Here is an 18,993-nt window from a genome sequence, read left to right as displayed (position 1 = left end):
CTAGCTCTTCTTCTTGAACATCAGGACGATCACGCCCAGCATCAGGATCGCGAGCAGGGCGATCCCGCCGATGATCAGGTACCGGTGCAGCATGATGTCCATGACGTCGCTCAAGCTCGTGTCGGCGAGCACGGTCGTGGTGTCCATCGTGGTTCCTCCCCGTCAGCCTTTTCCGGCTGTGGTCAGTCCGTTTCCTTGTGCTTGACGCCGCCCTGCTTTTCGCGCTCGCTCAGGTAGTCGAGCGCTTTGGTGCCGAGCGCGCCTTTGTAACCGGTGTTCTTGTTGAGCTTGTTGCGCACGACGGGTTCCACCATCTGCTTCGCCTGGTCGAACCGGCCGGTCTTCTTCAGCGCGAACACGACGACGCCGAGCAGCAGCAGAAGGAGAATGATGCCACCCCCGATCATGGCGAACCGGAGAAGCATGAAACCGATAACCTCACCCATGGCCGATTTACCTCCGTTGTCTTTTCCCGGGTGTTTCCCACGCCGGTTCCGGGTGCTTCCGACACGATGAACACTAGTGCTCCACCCGGGTGGAGCAGGACCTCCGCGCGGTGGAGATCCGGGTGGAGGTCCAGCGGCGGCGACCGGGGGAGGTGCCACCCACCCAGCGGTGGAAAACCGACGCTGACCTGCGCAAACAGCAGCCGGGCACGCGAGTGGCGTGCCCGGCTGCTGTCATACCCCCTGGATCGGCGCTGGGGGAGGGGGCGCCTGCTCCGGGGTGGCTCCGGCGACGAATACCTAATCCATCGGCAGGTCCACCGGGGCGAGTTCGGAAAAGAGGTCACCCGGCCCCGGATTGCCCGGAACCGTGGTGCCGCCGAGATGGTTCAGTACGCCCCAGACCGCGTTCAGCGCCGTGGTGACGGCGCCTTCCGCGAAACCGCCTGTCCACGATATGTCATCTCCGGCGAGAAAGAAACCCCGCTGTTCGGGGGACATCTCCTGCTGCATGAAATGGGTGTACAACCGCCGTTGGTAGCGGTAGTGGCCCGGCAGGTTCGCCTTGAACGCGCCGTTGAAGTTGGGCTCGTTCTCCCACGTGACCGTGATCGGCGGGCCGACGATGCGGGAGCGGATGTCCACGCCGGGGTAGATGCGCGCCAGCGCGGCGAGGATGCTGTCCAGCCGCTCGTCGTCGTCCAGGGTGGCCTGCTTCGCCGAGTCGTCGTTCCACGTGTAGGACAGGCACATCACGCCGGGGCGGTCCGGGCCGTCGTCCATCAGGTACACGCTGCGCGGCCCGCGGTCGGTGAGCGTCATGCTCAGCGTGTCGCGGCCGGTGCCAGGGTCGGCGTCCCGCCAGAACGGCCGGTCGGTGAGCACGAACACCTTGGACGAGCCCATGTAGTGCGTGCGCTCCACGGCGGTCCACAGTGGACGCGAAAGCAGGCGCTCGTCGGTGCGGATCCGGGTGGTCAGCAGCCGCACGTGCGGGGTGAAGACCACCGCCGGGTACGTCCGGCGGTCACCGCAGGTGTCCTGGACGGCGATGCCCGCGCCGTCGCGTTCCAGGCGCGCGACGCCGGGGCGCGGCTGGCCGCCGTGCAGGTCGGCGAGCGACGTCCCGTCCGGCCAGTGCGCGAGGCCGTGGTGGCGGTGCGTCCAGAGCCGCTCGGGCAGCTGCTGGCAGCCGCCGACGATGCTGCGCTGCTCGTCGTCCGCGCCGCTGAACACCACCCGCAGGATCTCCAGGATCGAGTTGGGGAAGTCGGTGTCCCAGCCGCCGGTGCCGAAGCCGACCTGGCCGAAGATCTCGCGGTGGCGGAAGGAGGAGAACGACGTCGAGTTCGCCAGGAACTCGTAGAAGGACTGGTCGTCCAGCCGGGAGACCAGGTTGTTCCAGATGGCCTTGATGGTCCCGACGTCGCGGCGGCGGATGGCGTCCTCGATCGCCGAGCGCTCGGCGTTCTCCTGCAGCGCCTTGTCCCACGCGTCGGACACCTGCTGGTAGATCGACGGCAGGTCGGCGGCGGTGCGCGCCCAGTGGCGGCGGCCCTCCAGGTCGACGACCGTGCTCGGGGTTTCCGGGCCGAGCGGGTTCGGGAACGCCTTCGTCTGCAGGCCCGCTTCGGTGATGTAGTGGTAGAGCGCGGTGGCCGAGACCGGGAACCGCATCGCGCCGAGCTCGGCGACCGCGTCCGGGTGGCCGTCGAAGGCTGCCGAGCGCATCCGGCCGCCGAGCTGCTGCTCCGCCTCGTAGACGACCGGGCGCAGGCCGAGGCGGAGGAGCTCGTGCGCGGCGACGAGGCCCGCGATGCCGCCGCCGACCACGGCCACCTCGGTGCCGTGCACCCCGTCGGGGAGGGTGCCCAGACCGCCGGGGTGGGCGAGCCAGTCGTCGTAGGCGAACGGGAAGTCCGGCCCGAACATCGTCAGCGGACCGGAAAGCGTCCCGTTCTCCCGCGGACGCTCGAGGGGGAAGGTAGTCATGCGCGATCGTGCCTTTCTGCGGGGCCGGGGATCGACTGCGGTGGCCGAGCACGAAATGGCTGAACAACGAACGGATACGTCGTGCCCGTGCCGAAGGTATTCGCGGAATCGTGTCCCCGGATACCCCTTTCCACCCCTAGCCCGTCACTCGGCTACCCGCGTGCGGCCGCACCAGGTGAACACCGGCACCTGGTCGCCGCCGCTGGTCGTGGTGAACTCGCCTTCGTGGGAGAAGTGCTCGTAGCCGGCGCCGTAGCTGACCTTCGCGACGTCGCCGATGCTGCCGACCGTCCACTCGCGGTGCCGCTCGATCAGCTCGGCGGGACCACCGGAAAGCGTGACCGTGATTTTCGACATGATTCGACCTCCGGTTCGTTCGTGGAGTGTTCCGCGAGAATTGCGGAATGTGTTCTGCGTCTCTCGAGGATGCCGGGCGCCCGATCTTCGTGTCAAGGTGGGCGGCTCCTATTCCGAAATGGCGTTGAACAGGGGTTACGAGGGTTTCGATAGGGGTTGTCCCCGGTGCCGCCGCACTGGGAACCTGCTGGCGGAAGACCTCGGAAAGGGAGCCGACGTGCACGAGAGCCGCTGGATCCGCAGTTTCCACCGCCGTCCCGGCGACGGCCACCGGCTGGTCTGCTTCCCGCACGCGGGTGGCTCGGCCAGCTTCTTCTACCCGATGGCGAAGGCGTTCGCGGCCGAGGGTGGTCCGGCGGAGGTGCTCGCCGTGCAGTACCCGGGCCGCCAGGACCGGCGCGCCGAGCCGTTCGCGGCGGGCATCGAGGAACTCGCCGGCGCGATCGCCGCGGTGCTGGCGGACGCCGACGACCGGCCGATGACGTTCTTCGGGCACAGCATGGGCGCGTCCGTCGCGTTCGAAGTGGCCCTGCGGGTGCCGCCCGCTGCGGTCGTCGTCTCCGGCCGCGCCGCGCCGTCGGAGCACCGCGGCGGGACGGCGCACCTGCTCGGCGACGACCAGCTCATCCGCGAGGTCCGGGCCTTGGCGGGCACCGACGCCGCGTTGTTCGCCGACGACGACCTGATCCGGATGGTGCTGCCCGCCATCCGCAGCGACTACCGCGCGGTCGAGACGTACCGGCCCGACCCGGACGCGGTCGTGGACGCGCCGATCGTCGCGCTGACCGGCACCGACGACCCCCGCGTCACGGTGGCGGAGATCGCCGCCTGGGAACGCCACACGCGCGGCGGGTTCGCCCTGCACACCTTCCGCGGCGGGCACTTCTACCTCGGCCACCACCTGCCGGAAATCGCCGCGCTCCTGCGCCCCGGCCTGCGGGAACGCGTCGTCGCGTAGGGGTGGCTAAGGGTTGTCGCCGCCCGAGCCGCGTCCCTAGTGTCCCAGGCATCGGCGATCCACAATGGAAGGTGTAGACCGTGCGAGTTCTGTGCACTGTGACCGGTTCGCCCTCGCACGCCAGGGCGATGCTCCCGATCGCCCGGGGTCTGGCGGAGGCGGGGCACGAGATCCTGGTGGCCACCTCGGACTACCTGGTGAAGACCTACGACGGCGAGCCGGTGGACGTCCACGTCACCATGCCGGACCTCGGCGAGGTCATCCTCAACATCCGCGAGTACTCCGCCGTGCACAACGGCGGCGTGCCCGACGAGCGCCTGGACATGATTTCGTTCGCCGGCGAGAAGCACGTGACGTCGGCGTACGAGAAGACTTTCCCGCTGGCCAAGGACTTCGCACCCGACCTCGTCCTCCGGGACGGCTCGGAGCTGTCGGGCTGCCTGATCGCCGAGGCCCTCGACGTCCCGCTGCTGTCCGTCCCGTCGGGCGCGGGCAACACCCTCGACCCGGACGGCCTCCTGCCGCTGCTGAACGAGCGCCGCCGCGAAGTCGGCCTGCCGGAAAGCACCGACCGCGACGCGATCTACAAGAACGGCCGGATCGACTGCATGCCGCACCGGTACTCGTTCGCGAACTACGCGCCCCCGCAGGCGTTCGCCTACCGGCAGCCGCTCGACATCAAACGCAACCTGCGGCTGCCCGCCGAGGTGGCCGCCCTCTCCGGTGACAAGCCCCTGGTCATCGCGTCGATCGGGACCACGCTCGGCATGGTCAAGACGATCCGCGAGCAGGGCGTGGCGGCCGACGAGCACTCGCCCGAGGCAGCCACCCCACTTGCCGCCATCGTCCGCGGCCTGTCCGAAGTGGACTGTCACGCGGTCGTCGCGACCGGGGGCTATCCGGTCGAGGTGCCGGTGGGCGACAACGTCCACCTCTACGACTGGATCCCGCAGCCGCTGCTGCTGCAGTGCGCGCAGGTCTTCCTGACCCACTGCGGTTACAACAGCACGCGGGAAGCGGTCGGCGCCGGGGTTCCGATGGCCGGGCTGCCGCTGATGGGCGACCAGGAATACCACGCCACGCGCGCCGAGGAAATGGGACTGGGCAAGAAGGTCCCGGAGGAGAGCGGGCCCGCGATCGCGGAGACCGTCACCGCGCTGCTCGGCGACGGCGACGTGCGCGCCGAGATGCGCCGCGCCCACCGCGAGATGCTCGCCCTGCCCGGTGTCGACGGCGTCGTCGAGCACCTCGAGAACCTGGTGCGATGAGCGAGTTCGCCATCGAGGCGCACGCGCTGACCAAGGCGTTCGGCAAGGCCCGCGCGGTGGACGGCGTCGACCTGGCGGTCCGCACCGGCGGCGTCTACGCGATCCTCGGACCCAACGGCGCGGGCAAGACCACCACCGTGCGGATGCTGTCGACGCTCCTGCCGCCCGACGGCGGCACGGCCCGCGTGCTCGGCCACGACGTCGTGACCGAGGCCGACCGGGTGCGCGGCCGGATCAGCCTCACCGGGCAGTTCGCCTCGCTGGACCAGGACCTGACCGGCCGCGAGAACCTCGTGCTGCTGGGACGGCTCTTCGGGTTCCGCGGCCGCGAAGCCCACGACCGGGCCGACGAGCTGCTCGCCGTCTTCGAGCTCACCGACGCCGCGAACCGCCCGGTGAAGACGTACTCGGGCGGGATGCGGCGGCGCGTGGACATCGCCGCCGGGCTGGTGGTCCAGCCCGACCTGATGTTCCTCGACGAGCCGACGACCGGGCTCGACCCGCGCAGCCGCAACCAGGTCTGGCAGATCGTCCGCGCGCTGGTCGCGGCGGGTACCACGGTGTTGCTGACCACGCAGTACCTCGACGAGGCCGACCAGCTCGCCGACCGGATCGCGGTGATCGACCACGGCCGCGTCATCGCGGAAGGGACTTCGGGCGAGCTGCAAGGCGTCCGTCGGCTCGGCCGCGCTGCGCCTGCGGCTCACCGACCCGGCCGACCGCGACCGGGCCCAGGCCCTGCTCGCCGGCCAGCTCGGCGTGGCCGTCCACCTCGGCGCCGAACCGGGGACCTTGACCGCGCAAGTCTCCGGCGCGGTCGCCGAGCAGGCGTCCGCCGCGCTGGCCGGGCTGTCCCGCGCCGACGTCGGGATCGCTGACTTCGGCCTGAGCCACCCGAGCCTCGACGAGGTCTTCCTGACCCTGACCGGGAAACCGGCCGCCGCCGAGGAGAAAGGCGTGCTGACGTGACGCGGACCCAGGCCCCGCCCGGCGACGAACTCGCGCTCGCGCACCTGCGCGGGGTGCTCACCTCCCGCCCGCGGCCGTCGCGTCCCGGGCCGCTCACGACGTCGCTGGTGTTCGGCAGGCGGACGCTGCTCAAGCTCAAGCACCTGCCCGAGCAGCTGATCGACGTGACGGCGTTCCCGATCATGCTGACCCTGATGTTCACCTACCTCTTCGGCGGCGCGATCGCCGGCTCGACCGGGGACTACCTGCAGTACCTGCAGCCGGGGATCCTCGTGCAGACCATCGTGATGATCACGATGACGACCGGGAGCGCGCTGAACACCGACCGCGTGTCCGGGGTGTTCGACCGCTTCCGCTCGCTGTCCATCTGGCGGCCGTCCGCGCTGGTCGGCGCCCTGCTCGGCGACGGCGCCCGGTACCTGCTCGGCTGCGTGATCGTCATGACGCTGAGCCTGATCCTCGGCTTCCGGCCCGCGGGCGGGTTCGGCGGCGTGCTCGCCGGGGTCGCGCTGGTGCTGGTGTTCTCCTTCAGCCTCGGCTGGCTCTGGACGATGCTCGGGCTGCTGCTGCGCACCCCGCAGGCGGTGACCAGCCTGAGCATGTTCGTCATGCTGCCGCTCACCTTCGCCAGCAACATCTTCGTCGACCCGAAGACGATGCCGGACTGGCTCGAGGCGGTGGTCGGCCTCAACCCGATCACCCACCTGACGACCGCGGTGCGCGCGGCGATGCAGGGCACGCTCACCTCCGGGCAGACGGCCGTCGTGCTGCTCTGGTGCGCGGCGCTGGTCGGCGTGTTCGCCCCGGTCACCATGCGGCTGTATCGGACCCGGCACTGAGCGTGAGCTCCTGGTACCGTGGAAAGTGAAGATCAAAACAGGGAGGAACGGGAAAAATGGGGTTGATCTCGAAGATCGCGGGGATGCTGGGCGGCAAGAAGGGCATCGACCGGGAGCGCCACAACCGGGAGAAGGACCTCGACAAGGAGCGCCGCCGGGACAAGAACGGCAACCGCCGCTGAGTCCTCTTAGGACAGCTCGCGCCGCAGCCGGTGCAGGCGCAGCGCGAGCTGGACGTCCAGCGCCCGGTCCCCGTCCTGCCAGTCTTCGCCCAGCAGGGCCGTGATCCGGTCCAGGCGCTGGTAGAGCGTGTTCGGGTGGATCGTCAGCGCTTCGGCTGCCGCCGACTTGCGGCGGCCGCACCGCAGGAACACCTCCGCGGTGCGGACCAGGTCCGTGCCGCGGTCCTCGTCGTGCGCCAGCAGCGGCGCCAGCGTCCGGCCGACGAACGCGCTCGCGTCGTCCCGCCCGGCTTGGCCGAGCAGGTAGCGGTACGGGCCGAGGTCGTCGGGCGTGGCCGTGGAACCGGTGCGGCCCAACGCTTCCAGCACGCGGACGCACGCGCTCGCGTCGTCGTACGCGTCGGCCAGCGCGCTCGCTCCGGTGGCCGGGCCCGCCAGGCCCGTCGTGCCCAGCTCCGCCGCGCGGACCGTCGCTTCGTCGGCGCGGAGGACGCCGACCGCCTGTCCGTCCACTGTGGTCACGAGACCGCCGTGGCGTGCGGCGAGTTCGCGCAGCCGGGGCAGGGCTTCGAGGTCCGGCGTCACCACGGCCAGGTGCGGGCGGCGCAGGTCGAGGCCCAATGACCGCGCCCGGCGCGTGAACGCTGGTTCGTCACGCACCCGCCGCGTCACCAGCTGTTCCAGGAGTTCTCCGGCCGTCCGGCGTTCGGCGTCGGTCACGGCCCGCTCGACCGACGCCACCAGCGCGACGGTCATCGCCGCCCGCTCCAGCAGCCGGACCTCGGCGTCGTCCAGTGGCGCGGCCAGAACCACTTGCAGAGCGCCGAAATACGCGTTGGCCGACGCGACCGGCACGGTGATCGTCTTGTCGCCGACGTGCGTGCGCCGCGCCGCCGGATCCGCGAACCACGCCGACGGCGTGCCGTCGAGCACCGCGTCCACCGGGACGCCGTCACGGGCGGCCGCGCGGACCTCGTCGTGCTCGTCGGCGACGACGACCAGCCCGGGCACCAGCTCCGACAGCGGGACGACGACGTCTTCCGCCGCGCCGCCGTGCAGCGCGACCGCCAGCAGCCGGTCGTGCAGCCGTACCGCGCGTTCCAGCCGGTCGTTCGCCGCGCCCAGCGCCGTGACGAGCTTGGCGTTCTCGATGGCGATCGCGGCGAACGAGCCCAGCGAAGTCAGCAGCGACGACTCCGCCGCGGTGAACCGGCGCACCGCGCGCTGCGACACCATCAGCACCCCGGCCACCTTGCCCCGCAACCGCAACGGCACCCCGAGGATCGTGCGCAGGCCTTCGTCCTCGGCGACGCGGTCGACGTCGCCGAGGTGGGTCAGCGCGGCGTCGCCGAGGTAGTCGGCGCTCTGCACCGGTTCCCCGGTGTCGGCCACGCGCCCGGCCAAGCCGCTGTGCGGCGGCAGCACGACCCCGCGCAGCCGCGGCCCCAGCGACCCGTCGGTGACGCGGATGACGAGCGAGCCGTCCGGTTCGGCCAGCGCCAGGTAGGCGACGTCGACGCCGAGGAGCCGCCGGGCGTGGTCGACGACCTCCTGCACCAGCGCGTCGAGGTCGTGCACCGCCGACAGGCGCAGGACGAGGTCGTACAGCTCGCGCAGCCCGTGGGTGTCCATCAGCCCAGTCGCGTTGTCGTGTCCTCGGGCCAGCCGGGGGATCCGGTCGCGGCGAACCGCGTCCAAGCGGCGTTGACCTCGCGGGCCAGCTCCGCCGGGGCGTCGTCGCCGACGAGGCTCGCGGCCGCGGGCAGGGAGTCGAACACGAACGGCAGCTCCACGCCGTGGCACGCGCCGAGCCTCGGCGACCGCCACTCGAACTCGTAGCGGAAGGTCCGGCCCTGGTGGCTCTCGACGAGTTCCTCGACACCATCACGGAAAACGAGGTCGGTCATGGCGTCGACGAGCACGTCGCCCGGCCGCCGCTCGCCGAGACCGTAGGCCCGCAGCACGCCCGCCGCGTCCGGGTGTGTCGCCGAGAGCATGTCCACGGCCTGCTCCTCGGTCAGCGTGTCGAGGATCCCGGTGGGCGCGAAGTACAGGAGCATCTCCTCGCGGCAGGTCCCGGCGATCAGGTCGACGTCGGCGCCCGCGCCGTTCCGGATCGCCTGGCCCGGGTGCACCGGGAGGACGTCGTCGCCGACCAGCGGCAGGAACGGACTGAGGCCGTGGCTGCGGTCCCGGCCTTCGTCGTCGCGCAGGTCCGGGGCGGCACCGGGCCGCAGGACGGCGTCCTGGGCGCCGAGCAGCTGTTCGGCTGTCAGGGCTCGGAAGGCTTCGGCTCTCGGCTCGACGCCGAGGTTTTCGGCGACCACCTTGGCCAGCCGGTCCAGTTCCGCGCGTCCGCGCACCATGTTCGCATGTCCACTTTGGACGACGGCGCGGCGGAACAGTCCCGTCGCCAATGGGGAACCGAGCAGGCAGGCGACGCTGACCGCGCCCGCGGATTCGCCGAAGAGCGTGACGTTGCCGGGATCGCCGCCGAACGCGGCGATGCTGTCCTGGACCCAGCGCAACGCGGCGAGCTGGTCGCGCAGGCCGAGGTTCGTCGCGCCGCCCTCGAGCGGCAGGAAACCCTCGACACCCAGCCGGTACTGCACGGTGACCAGCACGGCGCCGCCGCGGGTGAACGCCGTGCCGTCGTAGACCGGGGCCGAGCCGGTGCCGCCGAGGAACGCGCCGCCGTGCACGAACACCAGCACCGGCAGCCCGGTCGCGCCCGGGTCGGGCGTCCACACGTCGACGGTCAGGTACTCCGCGCCGGGGCGCCACCCGGGACCGACCAGCGCCGTCAGGTCGAGACCCGGGATCTCGCGGTGCCGTTGCGGGGCGGTGGGTCCGGCTTCGCGGGCGTCGCGCACGCCGGTCCACGACGGCGCCGGGACGGGCTCGGCGAACCGCAGCGCGCCTTCGGGTGCGGCCGCGTAGGGGATGCCGCGGAACGGGACGCCGGTGGCGATCGGCTCGCCGCGGACGTCGCCGGCGGGGGTGCGGACGATCATGCGGGTGTCCCTTCGGGGAAGACCTTGCCGGGGTTGAGGATGTGGTGCGGGTCGAGGGCGTGCTTGACCGCGCGGTGCAGCGCGAGGACCTCGTCGCCGAGCTCACGGGCGAGGCCGGGTCGCTTGAGCAGGCCGACGCCGTGCTCTCCGGTGACAGTCCCGCCGAGGGCGAGCGCGTCGGCGATGATGTCTTCGAACGCGGCTTGGGCGCTCGCGCGGGCCGCGTCGTCGCCGGGCGGGGTGACCAGCAGCGGATGCAGGTTGCCGTCCCCGATGTGCGCGACGTTGGCGATGAGGACGCCGTGCTTGCTCGCGGCCGCGTCGATGCGGGCGAGCATCTCGGGCACGGCTTGCGTGGGGACGCAGACGTCCTCGGTGAGCACCGGGCCGAGGCGTTCCAGCGCGGGGTAGGCCAGCCGCCGGGCGGCGAACAGCGCGTCGGCCTCGGCCTGGTCGGTCGACTGCGCGGCCCACGTCGCCCCGGCCCCTTCGAAGCACGCGAGGATCTCCGCGGCTTCGTGCTCGCCCAGCGCGCCGGGAGCGTCGGTGCGGGCGAGGAGCACGACGTTCGCGTCCGCGCTCAGGCCCATGTTCTTCCACTCGTCCACGGCGGCGAGGCAGTGCCGGTCGACGAGTTCGAGCGCCGAGGGCAGCACACCGCGCGCCGCGACCGCCGCGGCGGCCTTGCCCGCGTCGACGGTCGAGTCGAAGTACCCGGCGACCGTGCGTTCGGCGGCCCGCGCGGGCCGCAACCGCACGGTGATCTCGGTGACGACGCCCAGCGTGCCCTCGGAGCCGACCATCAGCCCGGTCAGGTCGTACCCGGCGACGCCCTTCGCGGTGCGGCGGCCGAGCCGGACCAGTTCGCCGGTGCCGGTGACGACCTGCAGGCCCAGGACGTAGTCGCGGGTGACGCCGTACTTGACGCAGCAGATGCCGCCGGCGTTGGTGGCGACGTTGCCGCCGATCGTCGACCACGGCGAGCTGGCCGGATCCGGCGGGTACCAGAGCCCGCGTTCGGCGCAGGCGGCACGCAGGTCGTCGTTGACCACGCCGGGCTCGACGACGGCGTACCGCTCCCGCTCGTCGATCTCCTTGACCGCGGTGAGCCGGTCGGTGACCAGCACGACACAGCCGTCGACGGCGTTCGCGCCGCCGGAGAGCCCGGTCCCGGCGCCGCGCGTGACCAGCGGCGTCCGGTGCTTCAGGCAGGCCCGCACCACGGACTGGACTTCTTCGGCCGAGTGCGGCCGGACAACGACGGCGGGCAGTGCGTACGGCGCCCATTCGGCTTCGTCGTGGGCGAAGCTCCGCACCACGTCCGGGTCGCGCACCAGCCGGTCGGCGGGCAGCGCGGCCGCCAGGTCGTCGATCACCATCCGCGGGAACCTCCTCGTCACCTGGCCCCCACGCTAGGGCGGCGGACGAGGTCTGGCCATGGGGAAAGTCTCCACGGGATGGCCCCGCGGGTGGCGGAATGGCACAGTGCTCACGTGCTACCGGACTGGGTGCCAGCCTGGTGCCGGGACCGGCTGGGTGCCGGGCCCGTCGCCGTGCTGTTCCACGCGCGGCCGATGTCGTCGGTCTTCGGGCTCCGCCTGGCCGACGGCGCGGAGGTGGTGGTCAAGGCGCGCGCCGACGACGGCCGGGCGGCGTCGTGCGTCGCGGCGCAGGCCCGGCTAGCCGAACGCGGGTTCCCGTGCCCCCCGCCCGCTGACCCCGGTGGACGGCGTCGGCTCGCTGGCTGTGCACGCCGAGGAGTACCGGCCGGGCGGCGAGGTGCTGCGCGGCGATTCCCCGGACGTCGCCGAGCGGTACGCGGAGGTATTCGCGCTCCTGATGGCCGGACTGGCCGACGTGCGCGTCGCCCCGCCGCTGCCGAACCCGCGCTGGGCGCGGTGGGACCACGCCGATCCGGGGCTGTGGCCGTCGATCGCGGTCCTCGACGAGCGGGACCAGCGTGCGGTGCCCGCGCACGTCGTCGAGACGGCGGCGCGGGTCCGCGCGCGGCTGCGGGCGTCCGGTCTGCCGTGCGTGCTGGGCCACGCCGACTTCGAGGCGCAGAACCTCCGGTGGCGCGGCGGCGAGGTGTGGGCGGTGCACGACTGGGACAGCCTGGCGTGGCAACCGGAGGCGGCCCTGGCGGGAGCGGCGAGCGGGACGTTCGCGGGCGCGGGGCCGCCGACGTTGGCCCCCATCGAAAGCTCGGCGGCGTTCTTGGCGGCGTACGAGGAAATCCGCGGCCGCCGGTTCACGGCCGAGGAGCGCGAGATCGCCTGGGCGGCGAGCTTGTGGACGGCCGCGCACAACGCGCGCTGGGAAGCCCTGCACGGCGATGCCCCCGTGTGCGGCGACGCCGTCCGGGCGCAGGCCGCCGAACGCCTGCGCCGCGGGAACGCGTAGGCCTCAGGCGTGCGCGAGCAGCGCGGGCACGGCTTCAGCCGGGGAGGGCATCGCGGCGATCTCCGCAGCCACCGCGCGGGCCGCGTCGTGGACCGACGAGTCTTTCAGCAGCCCCGCGACCCGGTCGGTGATCACCTCCGCCGTCACCTCGTCGGGCGTCAGGCGGGCTCCCGCGCCCGATTCCGCCACCGCTTCGCTGTTCGCGAACTGGTCGCCGCCCTGGGGGAGGACCAGCTGGGGGAGGCCGGCGGCGAACGCGCCCAGCATCGTGCCGTTGCCGCCGTGGTGGACGACGAAGTCCACGTGCCGCAGCAGGCGGGCCTGGGGGACCCACGCCACGCTCCGGACGTTCGGCGGCAGCTCGCCCAGCGCGGCCGGGGCGATGGTCGGCCCCGAAGCCACGAGCACGTCGACGTCCAGCACGGCCAGGCCGTCGATCACCGTGCGCAGGACGTCCGCGCTGCCCATCACCGTGCCGAGCGTCAGGTAGACCAGCGGCCGGTCGCCGTCGGGCAGGTCCGGCAGCTCGCCGTCGGCGCTCCAGCCGACCGGGCGGACCGGCAGCCGCGGCACCAGCTCGCGGAACCCCGGGTGCTGCACGGAATCCGGGCAGATGTCGACGAAGGGGTGCCCGAGCTCGGCGAGCCCGAGCCAGTCGAGCCCGAACTCGGCGGCGAGCCGGGCCAGCGGCGCGACCTGCTCCTCGTCGGCCTCGACGCGCATGACGTGCCCGAAGGTGTGGCCGACGGCGGGAATCCCGGCCGCCCGCGCGGCGAACGAGCCCCCGAGGTTGGACGCCTCGTAGACGACGAGATCCGGCCGCCGCCGCTCGAACAACGCCGTGAGGTCGGCGAAGTAGCTGCGCGGCAGGACGTCGCCGAAGACCCGGCCCATCACCTCGGTCATCCGCTCCAGCGGCATCTCGGCCCCGGGCGTCTCCCCGGCCTCGGCGAAGAGCCGATCGAAGGCGACGCGCACGTCGAGCCCGGCGGCCACGGGTTCGACCCCGGCGTCGCGCAGCTGAGGCAGAAAACCTTCGGCGGTGGCGAAGAGAACCTCGTGCCCGGCCGCCCGCGCGGCGACGGCGAGCGGCAGCAGCGGGTAGACGTGCCCGTAGGCGGCCAGGGACGTGAAGAGGAGGCGCATCTCTTCGACGGTAGTGAGCCGGGGGTGCGTTCCGCTCTCCGACGGTGCGGACTTGCCGCCTCTCCTCGGGGTCAATGATAGTTGATGTGCAACAATCATTTCCGTGAGCGCCGAGACTCCGCGCGGGCGGACCGTCGTGCTGCTGATCTGCTGCCTGAGCGTGTCCGTGGCGGCCCTCGACGTGACGGTCGCGAGCGTCGCGCTGCCGTCGATCCAGCGGGAGCTGAACGCGCCCGTCAGCGGTCTGCAGTGGACCATCGACGCCTACGGCCTGGTCATCGCGTGCCTGCTGGTCTTCTCCGGCTCGCTGGCCGACCGGTTCGGCAGGCGACGGGTGTTCCAGACCGGGCTGGCGATCTTCTCCGCCGGGTCCCTGCTGTGCGGGCTCGCGCCGTCGCTCACGGCGCTGGTCGTCTTCCGCGCGTGCCAGGGCGTCGGCGGCTCGATGCTCAACCCGGTCGCGATGGCGATCGTCGCCACCACCTTCCCCGAACCGGCCGCCCGCGCCCGCGCGGTGGGCGTCTGGGGCGCGGTGGGCGGCCTCAGCATGGCGAGCGGTCCCGTGCTCGGCGGCCTGCTCGTCGACAGCCTCGGCTGGCGGTCCATTTTCTGGCTGAACGTCCCGATCGGCGCCGTGGTCATCTTCCTGACCGGGAAGTTCGTCCCCGAGTCGAAAGCCGTGCGCGGCAAGCGGTTCGACCCGCTGGGCCAGCTGCTGGTCTGCGCGTTCCTCGGCCCGGCCACTGCCGCGGTCATCGAGGGCCCGCGCTACGGCTGGGATTCGCCGCTGATCGTCGGGTTGTTCGCCGTGGCGGCGGTGTCCGTGGTCGCGCTGGTCGTGGTGGAGCGACGGCGCGCCGAGCCGCTGGTGGACGTGAAGTTCTTTCGCAGTCCGGTGTTCTCCGGCGCGGTCGTGGTCGGCGTGGTCGCCCTGATGGCGGTCGGCGGGTTCCTCTTCCTGAACACGCTCTACCTGCAGGACGTCCGCGGGTGCACGCCGCTTCAGGCGGGCTTGCTGACGATCCCGATGGCGGCGGCGGTCGCCGTCTGCTCGCCGGTGGCCGGGCGGATCGTGGCGGTCCGCGGCCCCGGCCCGGCGCTGGTCCTCGCCGGGCTGCTGCTGACGGCGGGCACGGCACTGCTGACGGCGACCGGACCCGAGACGAGCGTCGGGTACCTCGTGGCCGCCTACGTCGTGGTCGGCGCGGGCGCGGGCCTGGTCAACACGCCGATCACCCACGCGGCCCTGTCCGGCCTGCCGCGCGACCAGGCGGGGGTGGCCGGCGCGATCGCGTCGACGTCCCGCGCGACGGGCGGGGCGATCGGCGTCGCGGTGTGTGGTTCGATCGTGGCCGGAAGTGCGGCCGGGTTCCGGCCGGCGAGCCACGTGGCGTGGACGGTCCTCGCCTGCTGCGGCGGCGCGACGGTGCTGTTCGGCCTGGTTTCGTCCGGGCGGACCCGGCGGCGACTGGTGGATGAGGCTCGATGAGTGCGGAGAAGACCGCCGCGGCGGCCACGGCGTGGGCGGAGATGCTGGCGTTCGTCACGGGTCAGGACCGGCTCCGCGCGCTGCGGCTCGAACTGGACCTCGGGGTCGGCAAGGCCGAGCTGCTGATGAAGCTCGCCGAGGCCCCGATGACGTTGCGCGAGATCGCCCAGGTGGCCGAAGTGGACCCGTCGGCGGCCACGGTCGCGGTGGACCGTCTCGAACACCGCGGTCTCGTCCGACGGCAGCCCCATCCCGACGACAAGCGCCGCAGGCTGGTCCACCTCACTGACGAAGGGGCTCGCGCGGCCGAAGCGGCGAAGCGGATCCTGACCGACCCGCCCGCGGCGTTGACGGCGTTGAACACCAAGGACACGGCGGCCCTCGCACGCATCTTCCGCGCGTTGAACGCCGAACGCCGCTGACGTCGCCCGAGCTGAAGGGGACCTTCCTGGCATGACATGCGCTGAACGTCCCCTTCAGCGCATCACATGCACTGAACGTCCCCTTCAGCCCGCTTTCGGCGGCCCCCCTTGCTTTCGCGGCAAACGATCAGGCACGAGCGGGGTTATTCACTCTTTCCGGTGAGATCAGCCGGGATACCCGCCGTTCCCGGCGCGGGGTGTACAGAAATTGAACATTCGGTGCGACCGTCCACACGGCATGGTGTGGCCTCACCACTTCTCGAACCCGGTGGAACCCCTCCGCCGCCCCACCATGTCGAAAGGGGAGCAGTGTGACCCTCAGCCACGACGCTCCGAGCTTCCGAAGACGCAGCACGGGGCGTCTCCCGGCGCGGTTTCTTCGGCTACGTCCTCGCCGCCGGCACCCTCGTCGTCGCCGCCGACTTCGCGCAGGGCTCGCCGGCCGCCGCCGCCGTCCCGTCCCTGCCGCAGCCGCCCGAGCTCTACGACCTCAACGACGCGCTGACCGACGCCGCGCGCGCCACGTCGCAGCTCATCACCGTCACCGTGCACCCGGACGGCACCGCGTCGTTCGAGCTGCCGCGGATGGAGGTGGGCCAGGGCATCACCACCTCTTCGGCGATGATCATCGCCGAAGAGCTCGACCTGCCCGTCGACAAGGTCCACGTCACCCTCGCCCCGGCGCGGCCCGAGCTGATCTTCAACCAGCTCACCGGCGGCTCGAACACCACGATCTCCACGTTCACGCCGATCCGCGTCGCCGCGGCGATCGCGAAGCAGCAGCTGCTCGAAGCGGCGTCGATCCTGCTCGGCTCGGCCGTCGCCCTGCTCGAGTCCAAGGCCGGGGTCATCTCGGCGCCGGACGGTTCGTCGGCGACCTACGGCGAGCTCGCGACCAAGGCCGCGTCCAGCGAGACCAAGCAGGTGACACTCGACCCGAGCCAGCTCAAGTCCGCGAGCTCGTTCACGGTGCTGGGCAAGCCGCAGAACCGCGTCGACGCGCTCGACATCGTCACCGGGCGCAAGCAGTTCGCGATGGACATCGACGTCCCGGGCGCGCTGCCGACGATGATCTGCCGCCCGCCGACGCTCAACGGCAAGCCCAAGGCGGTCCTGAACAAGGCCGAGGTGCTGGCGCTGCCCGGCGTCGCCGGGGTCGCGATCATCCCGACCGGCGTGGCGGTCCGGGCGCAGACGTTCGGCCAGTGCATCGACGGCGTGCGCGCGCTGCGGGTCGACTGGGGCCCGGGCACCGTCGAGGGCCAGGACGACGAGTCCGTCCTGGCGAACCTGCGCAAGGCCGAGCTGCCGCTCGCGGTGCCGAAGGTGCCGCTGCTGACCCGGACCATCGACGCGGACTTCGAGTTCATGTTCCGCTCCAGCGCGGCCCTCGAGCCGTACTGCGCGGTCGCCGACGTCCGGGCGGACAGCGCCGAGGTCTGGGCCGGGCTCAAGTCGCCGATCGTCGCCCAGGGCGAGGTCGCGCAGGCGGTCGGCCTGCCGCAGGGCAAGGTGAAGGTCAACGTCGTCACCGGCGGCGGCTCGTTCGGGCACAAGCTGTTCGGCGACCACGCCGTCGAGGCCGCGCAGGCGTCGAAGGCGTTCGGCAAGCCGGTGCGGCTGATGTGGCACCGCGCGGACGAGCCGCGCCAGGGCCGGCTGCACCCGATGGCCACGTCCCGGCTGCGGGCCACGGTCCTCGCGGGCAACGTGCTGACGTTCGAGCAGCGGCACACCTCGGTCGAGACGTCGTTCCGGCACGGCCTCGGCGAGATGCTCACTTCGGTGGCGACCAAGCTGCCGACCGGCCTGGGCAACCTCGGCGTCGCGGAGACGGTCTTCGCGCTGACCCAGGAGGTGCCGTACAACTTCGGCGTCGTCGACCAGCTGCTCACCGAGACCGACCAGCGCTTCAACACCGGCTCGATGCGCAACGTCTACTCGCCGGACGTCGGCTGCGCCGCGGAGCTGATGGTCGACATCCTCGCCAAGGCGTTGGGCAAGGACCCGCTCGGGTTCCGGCTGGAGTTCGTCAAGAGCGACGTCGTCAAGGGCGTGCTCCGCAAGGTCGCCGAGGTCGGCGGCTGGGGCCGGAAGCTGCCCGCGGGCTGCGCGCAGGGCATCGCGATCCACAAGGAGTACAAGGGCGCGAGCGCGTGCCTGGTGGAGATCGACTGCCGCCCGGAGACGGTGAACCGCAAGATCCGCGACGGCGTCGGCGGGCCGCGGGTGACGAAGGCGGTCATCGCGATCGACGCCGGTCTCGTGGTGAACCCGCGCGGCCTGGAAGCCCAGATGATGGGCTGCTTCGCCGACGGGATGGCGCTGGCGCTGACCAGCAGCGTCCACCTCAAGGACGGGCACTTCCTGGAAGCCAGCTGGGACAACTACTTCTACACGCGCCAGTGGAACGTGCCGACGGACTTCACGGCCATCGCGATGCCGTCGCACGGCGAGCAGCCCGGTGGCGGCGGGGAAGCGGGTGTCGCGTGTTCGTTCGCCGCGGTGGCGAGCGCGTACGCCCGCGCGACCGGCAAGATGCCGAAGCGGTTCCCGATCAACCACGACGACCCGATCGGGTTCGACGTCAAGTCGTTCGTCCCGCCCGTGCCCGAGTCGCCGACCGACGGCCTCGACTACACCTTCTGAGGAGAAGCCCGATGAGCAAGCACACCTTCGTCCTCAACGGGAAGCCGGTGACCGTCGACGTCGACGACGACGTGCGCCTGCTGTGGGTGCTGCGTGACGTCCTCGGCGTGCGCGGGCCCAAGTACGGCTGCGGCATCAACGTCTGCAAGGCGTGCACGTCGCACTTCAACGGCAAGGCGTTCAACCCGTGCTCGGTGCGGGTCGCCGACGTCAAGGCCACGGACGAGATCACCACGATCGAGGGCCTGCCCGCCACGGTGGGCAAGGACCTGCACCCGATGCAGGAGGCGTGGCTGGAGAAGGACGTGGCCCAGTGCGGCTACTGCCAGCCGGGCCAGATCATGGCGGCCGTCGCCAAGGTGAAGCAGGTCCGGGCCCAGGGCCGCGAGATCAGCGACAGCGACCTGGACGAGATCCGCAACGTCTGCCGCTGCGGCACGTACTCCCGCATCCGCGAAGCGATCAAGGCGGGCGCGGCGAAGATGTAGGGCGCACGACGGGCCGGCTCACCCGCGGGTGAGCCGGCCCGGTCACGCTCGGTCGTCCCAGCTGGGCTGCCGCATCCCGTGCAGGTTGCGGTAGGCCGCCGGTTCCGGTGGCCGCCAGCCTTCCCGCAGCTCGTCGGGGATCCGGTGGACCTCGACCGCCAGCGGGCGGCACACCTCGAGCGGGTCTTTCGCGTCCGGGCCCCACATCGGCACGGACAAGTCACCGCCGGGGCAGGTCGAGCACCGCGGGCGTCAGGTTCGAGTGGCCGCGGTAGGCGAAGTCCTCGCCGGTGAGCATGCGGTCGGCGTAGTCCGCAGCGGCCGCAGGAACGGCAGCGTCGACCAGAGCCGGTCGAAGGTCGTGACGTGGG

The 18,993-nt window shown here is 71.9% G+C and carries 17 protein-coding genes and 2 pseudogenes; 10 read left to right on the top strand and 9 right to left on the bottom strand.

Translation table 11 applies throughout. The features are described from left to right. From QP939_RS05220 to QP939_RS05205, 4 genes are all read right to left on the bottom strand, one after another. The gene (locus tag QP939_RS05220; protein WP_285455398.1) at positions 1–147 is read right to left on the bottom strand and encodes a hypothetical protein; all 147 of its coding nucleotides are present in this window, start codon (positions 145–147) and stop codon (positions 1–3) included. A 35-nt stretch (positions 148–182) separates the two neighbouring features. Further along, positions 183–425, bottom strand: coding sequence for a hypothetical protein (locus QP939_RS05215; RefSeq protein WP_285455397.1), 243 nt, complete (start codon positions 423–425; stop codon positions 183–185). A gap of 321 nt (positions 426–746) precedes the next feature. Beyond that, positions 747–2,438: a flavin monoamine oxidase family protein gene (locus QP939_RS05210; protein WP_285455396.1), complete on the bottom strand. Its 1,692-nt coding sequence runs from the start codon at positions 2,436–2,438 to the stop codon at positions 747–749. A 144-nt stretch (positions 2,439–2,582) separates the two neighbouring features. Continuing rightward, positions 2,583–2,795, bottom strand: coding sequence for a DUF5988 family protein (locus QP939_RS05205; RefSeq protein WP_285455395.1), 213 nt, complete (start codon positions 2,793–2,795; stop codon positions 2,583–2,585). 217 nt (positions 2,796–3,012) lie between these two features. Between QP939_RS05205 and QP939_RS05200 the strand changes: the two genes are divergently transcribed. The 5 genes and pseudogenes from QP939_RS05200 to QP939_RS05180 all read left to right on the top strand — a co-directional run bounded on the left by QP939_RS05200 (position 3,013) and on the right by QP939_RS05180 (position 7,011). Continuing rightward, positions 3,013–3,753 (top strand): thioesterase II family protein, encoded by a 741-nt coding sequence (locus QP939_RS05200; protein WP_285455394.1) that lies wholly within the window; start codon positions 3,013–3,015, stop codon positions 3,751–3,753. Positions 3,754–3,833: 80 nt separating this feature from the next. Beyond that, positions 3,834–5,021 carry a glycosyltransferase gene (locus QP939_RS05195; RefSeq protein ID WP_285455393.1) on the top strand — a complete coding sequence of 396 codons (1,188 nt, stop codon included), beginning with the start codon at positions 3,834–3,836 and terminating at the stop codon, positions 5,019–5,021. Next, a pseudogene (locus QP939_RS05190) lies at positions 5,018–5,990 on the top strand (ATP-binding cassette domain-containing protein). Before QP939_RS05195 ends, QP939_RS05190 begins: the two are co-directional and overlap by 4 nt. Continuing rightward, positions 5,987–6,829: an ABC transporter permease gene (locus QP939_RS05185; RefSeq protein WP_285455392.1), complete on the top strand. Its 843-nt coding sequence runs from the start codon at positions 5,987–5,989 to the stop codon at positions 6,827–6,829. Before QP939_RS05190 ends, QP939_RS05185 begins: the two are co-directional and overlap by 4 nt. A 56-nt stretch (positions 6,830–6,885) precedes the next feature. After that, positions 6,886–7,011 (top strand): hypothetical protein, encoded by a 126-nt coding sequence (locus QP939_RS05180; protein ID WP_285455391.1) that lies wholly within the window; start codon positions 6,886–6,888, stop codon positions 7,009–7,011. A gap of 6 nt (positions 7,012–7,017) precedes the next feature. Here QP939_RS05180 and QP939_RS05175 read toward each other — a convergent pair whose 3' ends face one another. The 3 genes from QP939_RS05175 to QP939_RS05165 are packed head-to-tail and all read right to left on the bottom strand — an operon-like array spanning position 7,018 to position 11,404. After that, a complete protein-coding gene (locus QP939_RS05175) occupies positions 7,018–8,709 on the bottom strand; it encodes a helix-turn-helix domain-containing protein (RefSeq protein ID WP_285455390.1) in 1,692 nt (563 codons plus the stop codon). After that, complete coding sequence (locus QP939_RS05170; protein WP_285455389.1) at positions 8,643–10,025, bottom strand: carboxylesterase/lipase family protein; 1,383 nt, start codon at positions 10,023–10,025, stop codon at positions 8,643–8,645. Before QP939_RS05170 ends, QP939_RS05175 begins: the two co-directional genes overlap by 67 nt. Further along, positions 10,022–11,404, bottom strand: coding sequence for an FAD-binding oxidoreductase (locus tag QP939_RS05165; protein ID WP_285455388.1), 1,383 nt, complete (start codon positions 11,402–11,404; stop codon positions 10,022–10,024). The genes QP939_RS05170 and QP939_RS05165 overlap by 4 nt, the downstream gene beginning before the upstream one ends. A gap of 195 nt (positions 11,405–11,599) precedes the next feature. On the opposite strand from QP939_RS05165, the pseudogene QP939_RS05160 reads away from it, so the two are divergent. Next, positions 11,600–12,428: pseudogene (locus QP939_RS05160) on the top strand (phosphotransferase enzyme family protein). A 3-nt stretch (positions 12,429–12,431) separates the two neighbouring features. Here QP939_RS05160 and QP939_RS05155 read toward each other — a convergent pair. Continuing rightward, the gene (locus QP939_RS05155) at positions 12,432–13,574 is read right to left on the bottom strand and encodes a glycosyltransferase (RefSeq protein ID WP_285455387.1); all 1,143 of its coding nucleotides are present in this window, start codon (positions 13,572–13,574) and stop codon (positions 12,432–12,434) included. Positions 13,575–13,677: 103 nt separating this feature from the next. On the opposite strand from QP939_RS05155, the gene QP939_RS05150 reads away from it, so the two are divergent. The 4 genes from QP939_RS05150 (at position 13,678) to QP939_RS05135 (ending at position 18,622) form a co-directional block, all read left to right on the top strand. Next, entirely contained in the window at positions 13,678–15,063 is a 1,386-nt protein-coding gene (locus QP939_RS05150) for an MFS transporter (protein WP_285455386.1), read from the top strand. Further along, positions 15,060–15,485 carry a MarR family transcriptional regulator gene (locus QP939_RS05145; RefSeq protein WP_285455385.1) on the top strand — a complete coding sequence of 142 codons (426 nt, stop codon included), beginning with the start codon at positions 15,060–15,062 and terminating at the stop codon, positions 15,483–15,485. Before QP939_RS05150 ends, QP939_RS05145 begins: the two co-directional genes overlap by 4 nt. 546 nt (positions 15,486–16,031) lie before the next feature. Beyond that, entirely contained in the window at positions 16,032–18,134 is a 2,103-nt protein-coding gene (locus tag QP939_RS05140) for a molybdopterin cofactor-binding domain-containing protein (protein WP_434219632.1), read from the top strand. 11 nt (positions 18,135–18,145) lie between these two features. Next, a complete protein-coding gene (locus tag QP939_RS05135) occupies positions 18,146–18,622 on the top strand; it encodes a (2Fe-2S)-binding protein (protein ID WP_285455383.1) in 477 nt (158 codons plus the stop codon). 42 nt (positions 18,623–18,664) lie between these two features. Here QP939_RS05135 and QP939_RS51775 read toward each other — a convergent pair whose 3' ends face one another. Next, positions 18,665–18,841 (bottom strand): hypothetical protein, encoded by a 177-nt coding sequence (locus QP939_RS51775; RefSeq protein ID WP_352250402.1) that lies wholly within the window; start codon positions 18,839–18,841, stop codon positions 18,665–18,667. Positions 18,842–18,993 lie beyond the last annotated feature (152 nt).

The sequence above is a fragment of the Amycolatopsis nalaikhensis genome (assembly GCF_030264295.1).
In the GTDB taxonomy this organism is placed as follows: Bacteria; Actinomycetota; Actinomycetes; order Mycobacteriales; family Pseudonocardiaceae; genus Amycolatopsis; species Amycolatopsis nalaikhensis.
Note: the sequence above shows the minus strand (reverse complement) of the source record. Positions and strands in the feature narration are given on the sequence as shown.

Coding starts and splice junctions, on each gene's coding strand:
- QP939_RS05135 (WP_285455383.1), top strand. CDS start 18,146: ATGAGCAAGCACACCTTCGTCCTCAACGGGAAGCCGGTGACCGTCGAC.
- QP939_RS05205 (WP_285455395.1), bottom strand. CDS start 2,795: ATGTCGAAAATCACGGTCACGCTTTCCGGTGGTCCCGCCGAGCTGATC.
- QP939_RS05165 (WP_285455388.1), bottom strand. CDS start 11,404: ATGGTGATCGACGACCTGGCGGCCGCGCTGCCCGCCGACCGGCTGGTG.
- QP939_RS05210 (WP_285455396.1), bottom strand. CDS start 2,438: ATGACTACCTTCCCCCTCGAGCGTCCGCGGGAGAACGGGACGCTTTCC.
- QP939_RS05180 (WP_285455391.1), top strand. CDS start 6,886: ATGGGGTTGATCTCGAAGATCGCGGGGATGCTGGGCGGCAAGAAGGGC.
- QP939_RS05215 (WP_285455397.1), bottom strand. CDS start 425: ATGCTTCTCCGGTTCGCCATGATCGGGGGTGGCATCATTCTCCTTCTG.
- QP939_RS05155 (WP_285455387.1), bottom strand. CDS start 13,574: ATGCGCCTCCTCTTCACGTCCCTGGCCGCCTACGGGCACGTCTACCCG.
- QP939_RS05145 (WP_285455385.1), top strand. CDS start 15,060: ATGAGTGCGGAGAAGACCGCCGCGGCGGCCACGGCGTGGGCGGAGATG.
- QP939_RS05220 (WP_285455398.1), bottom strand. CDS start 147: ATGGACACCACGACCGTGCTCGCCGACACGAGCTTGAGCGACGTCATG.
- QP939_RS05170 (WP_285455389.1), bottom strand. CDS start 10,025: ATGATCGTCCGCACCCCCGCCGGCGACGTCCGCGGCGAGCCGATCGCC.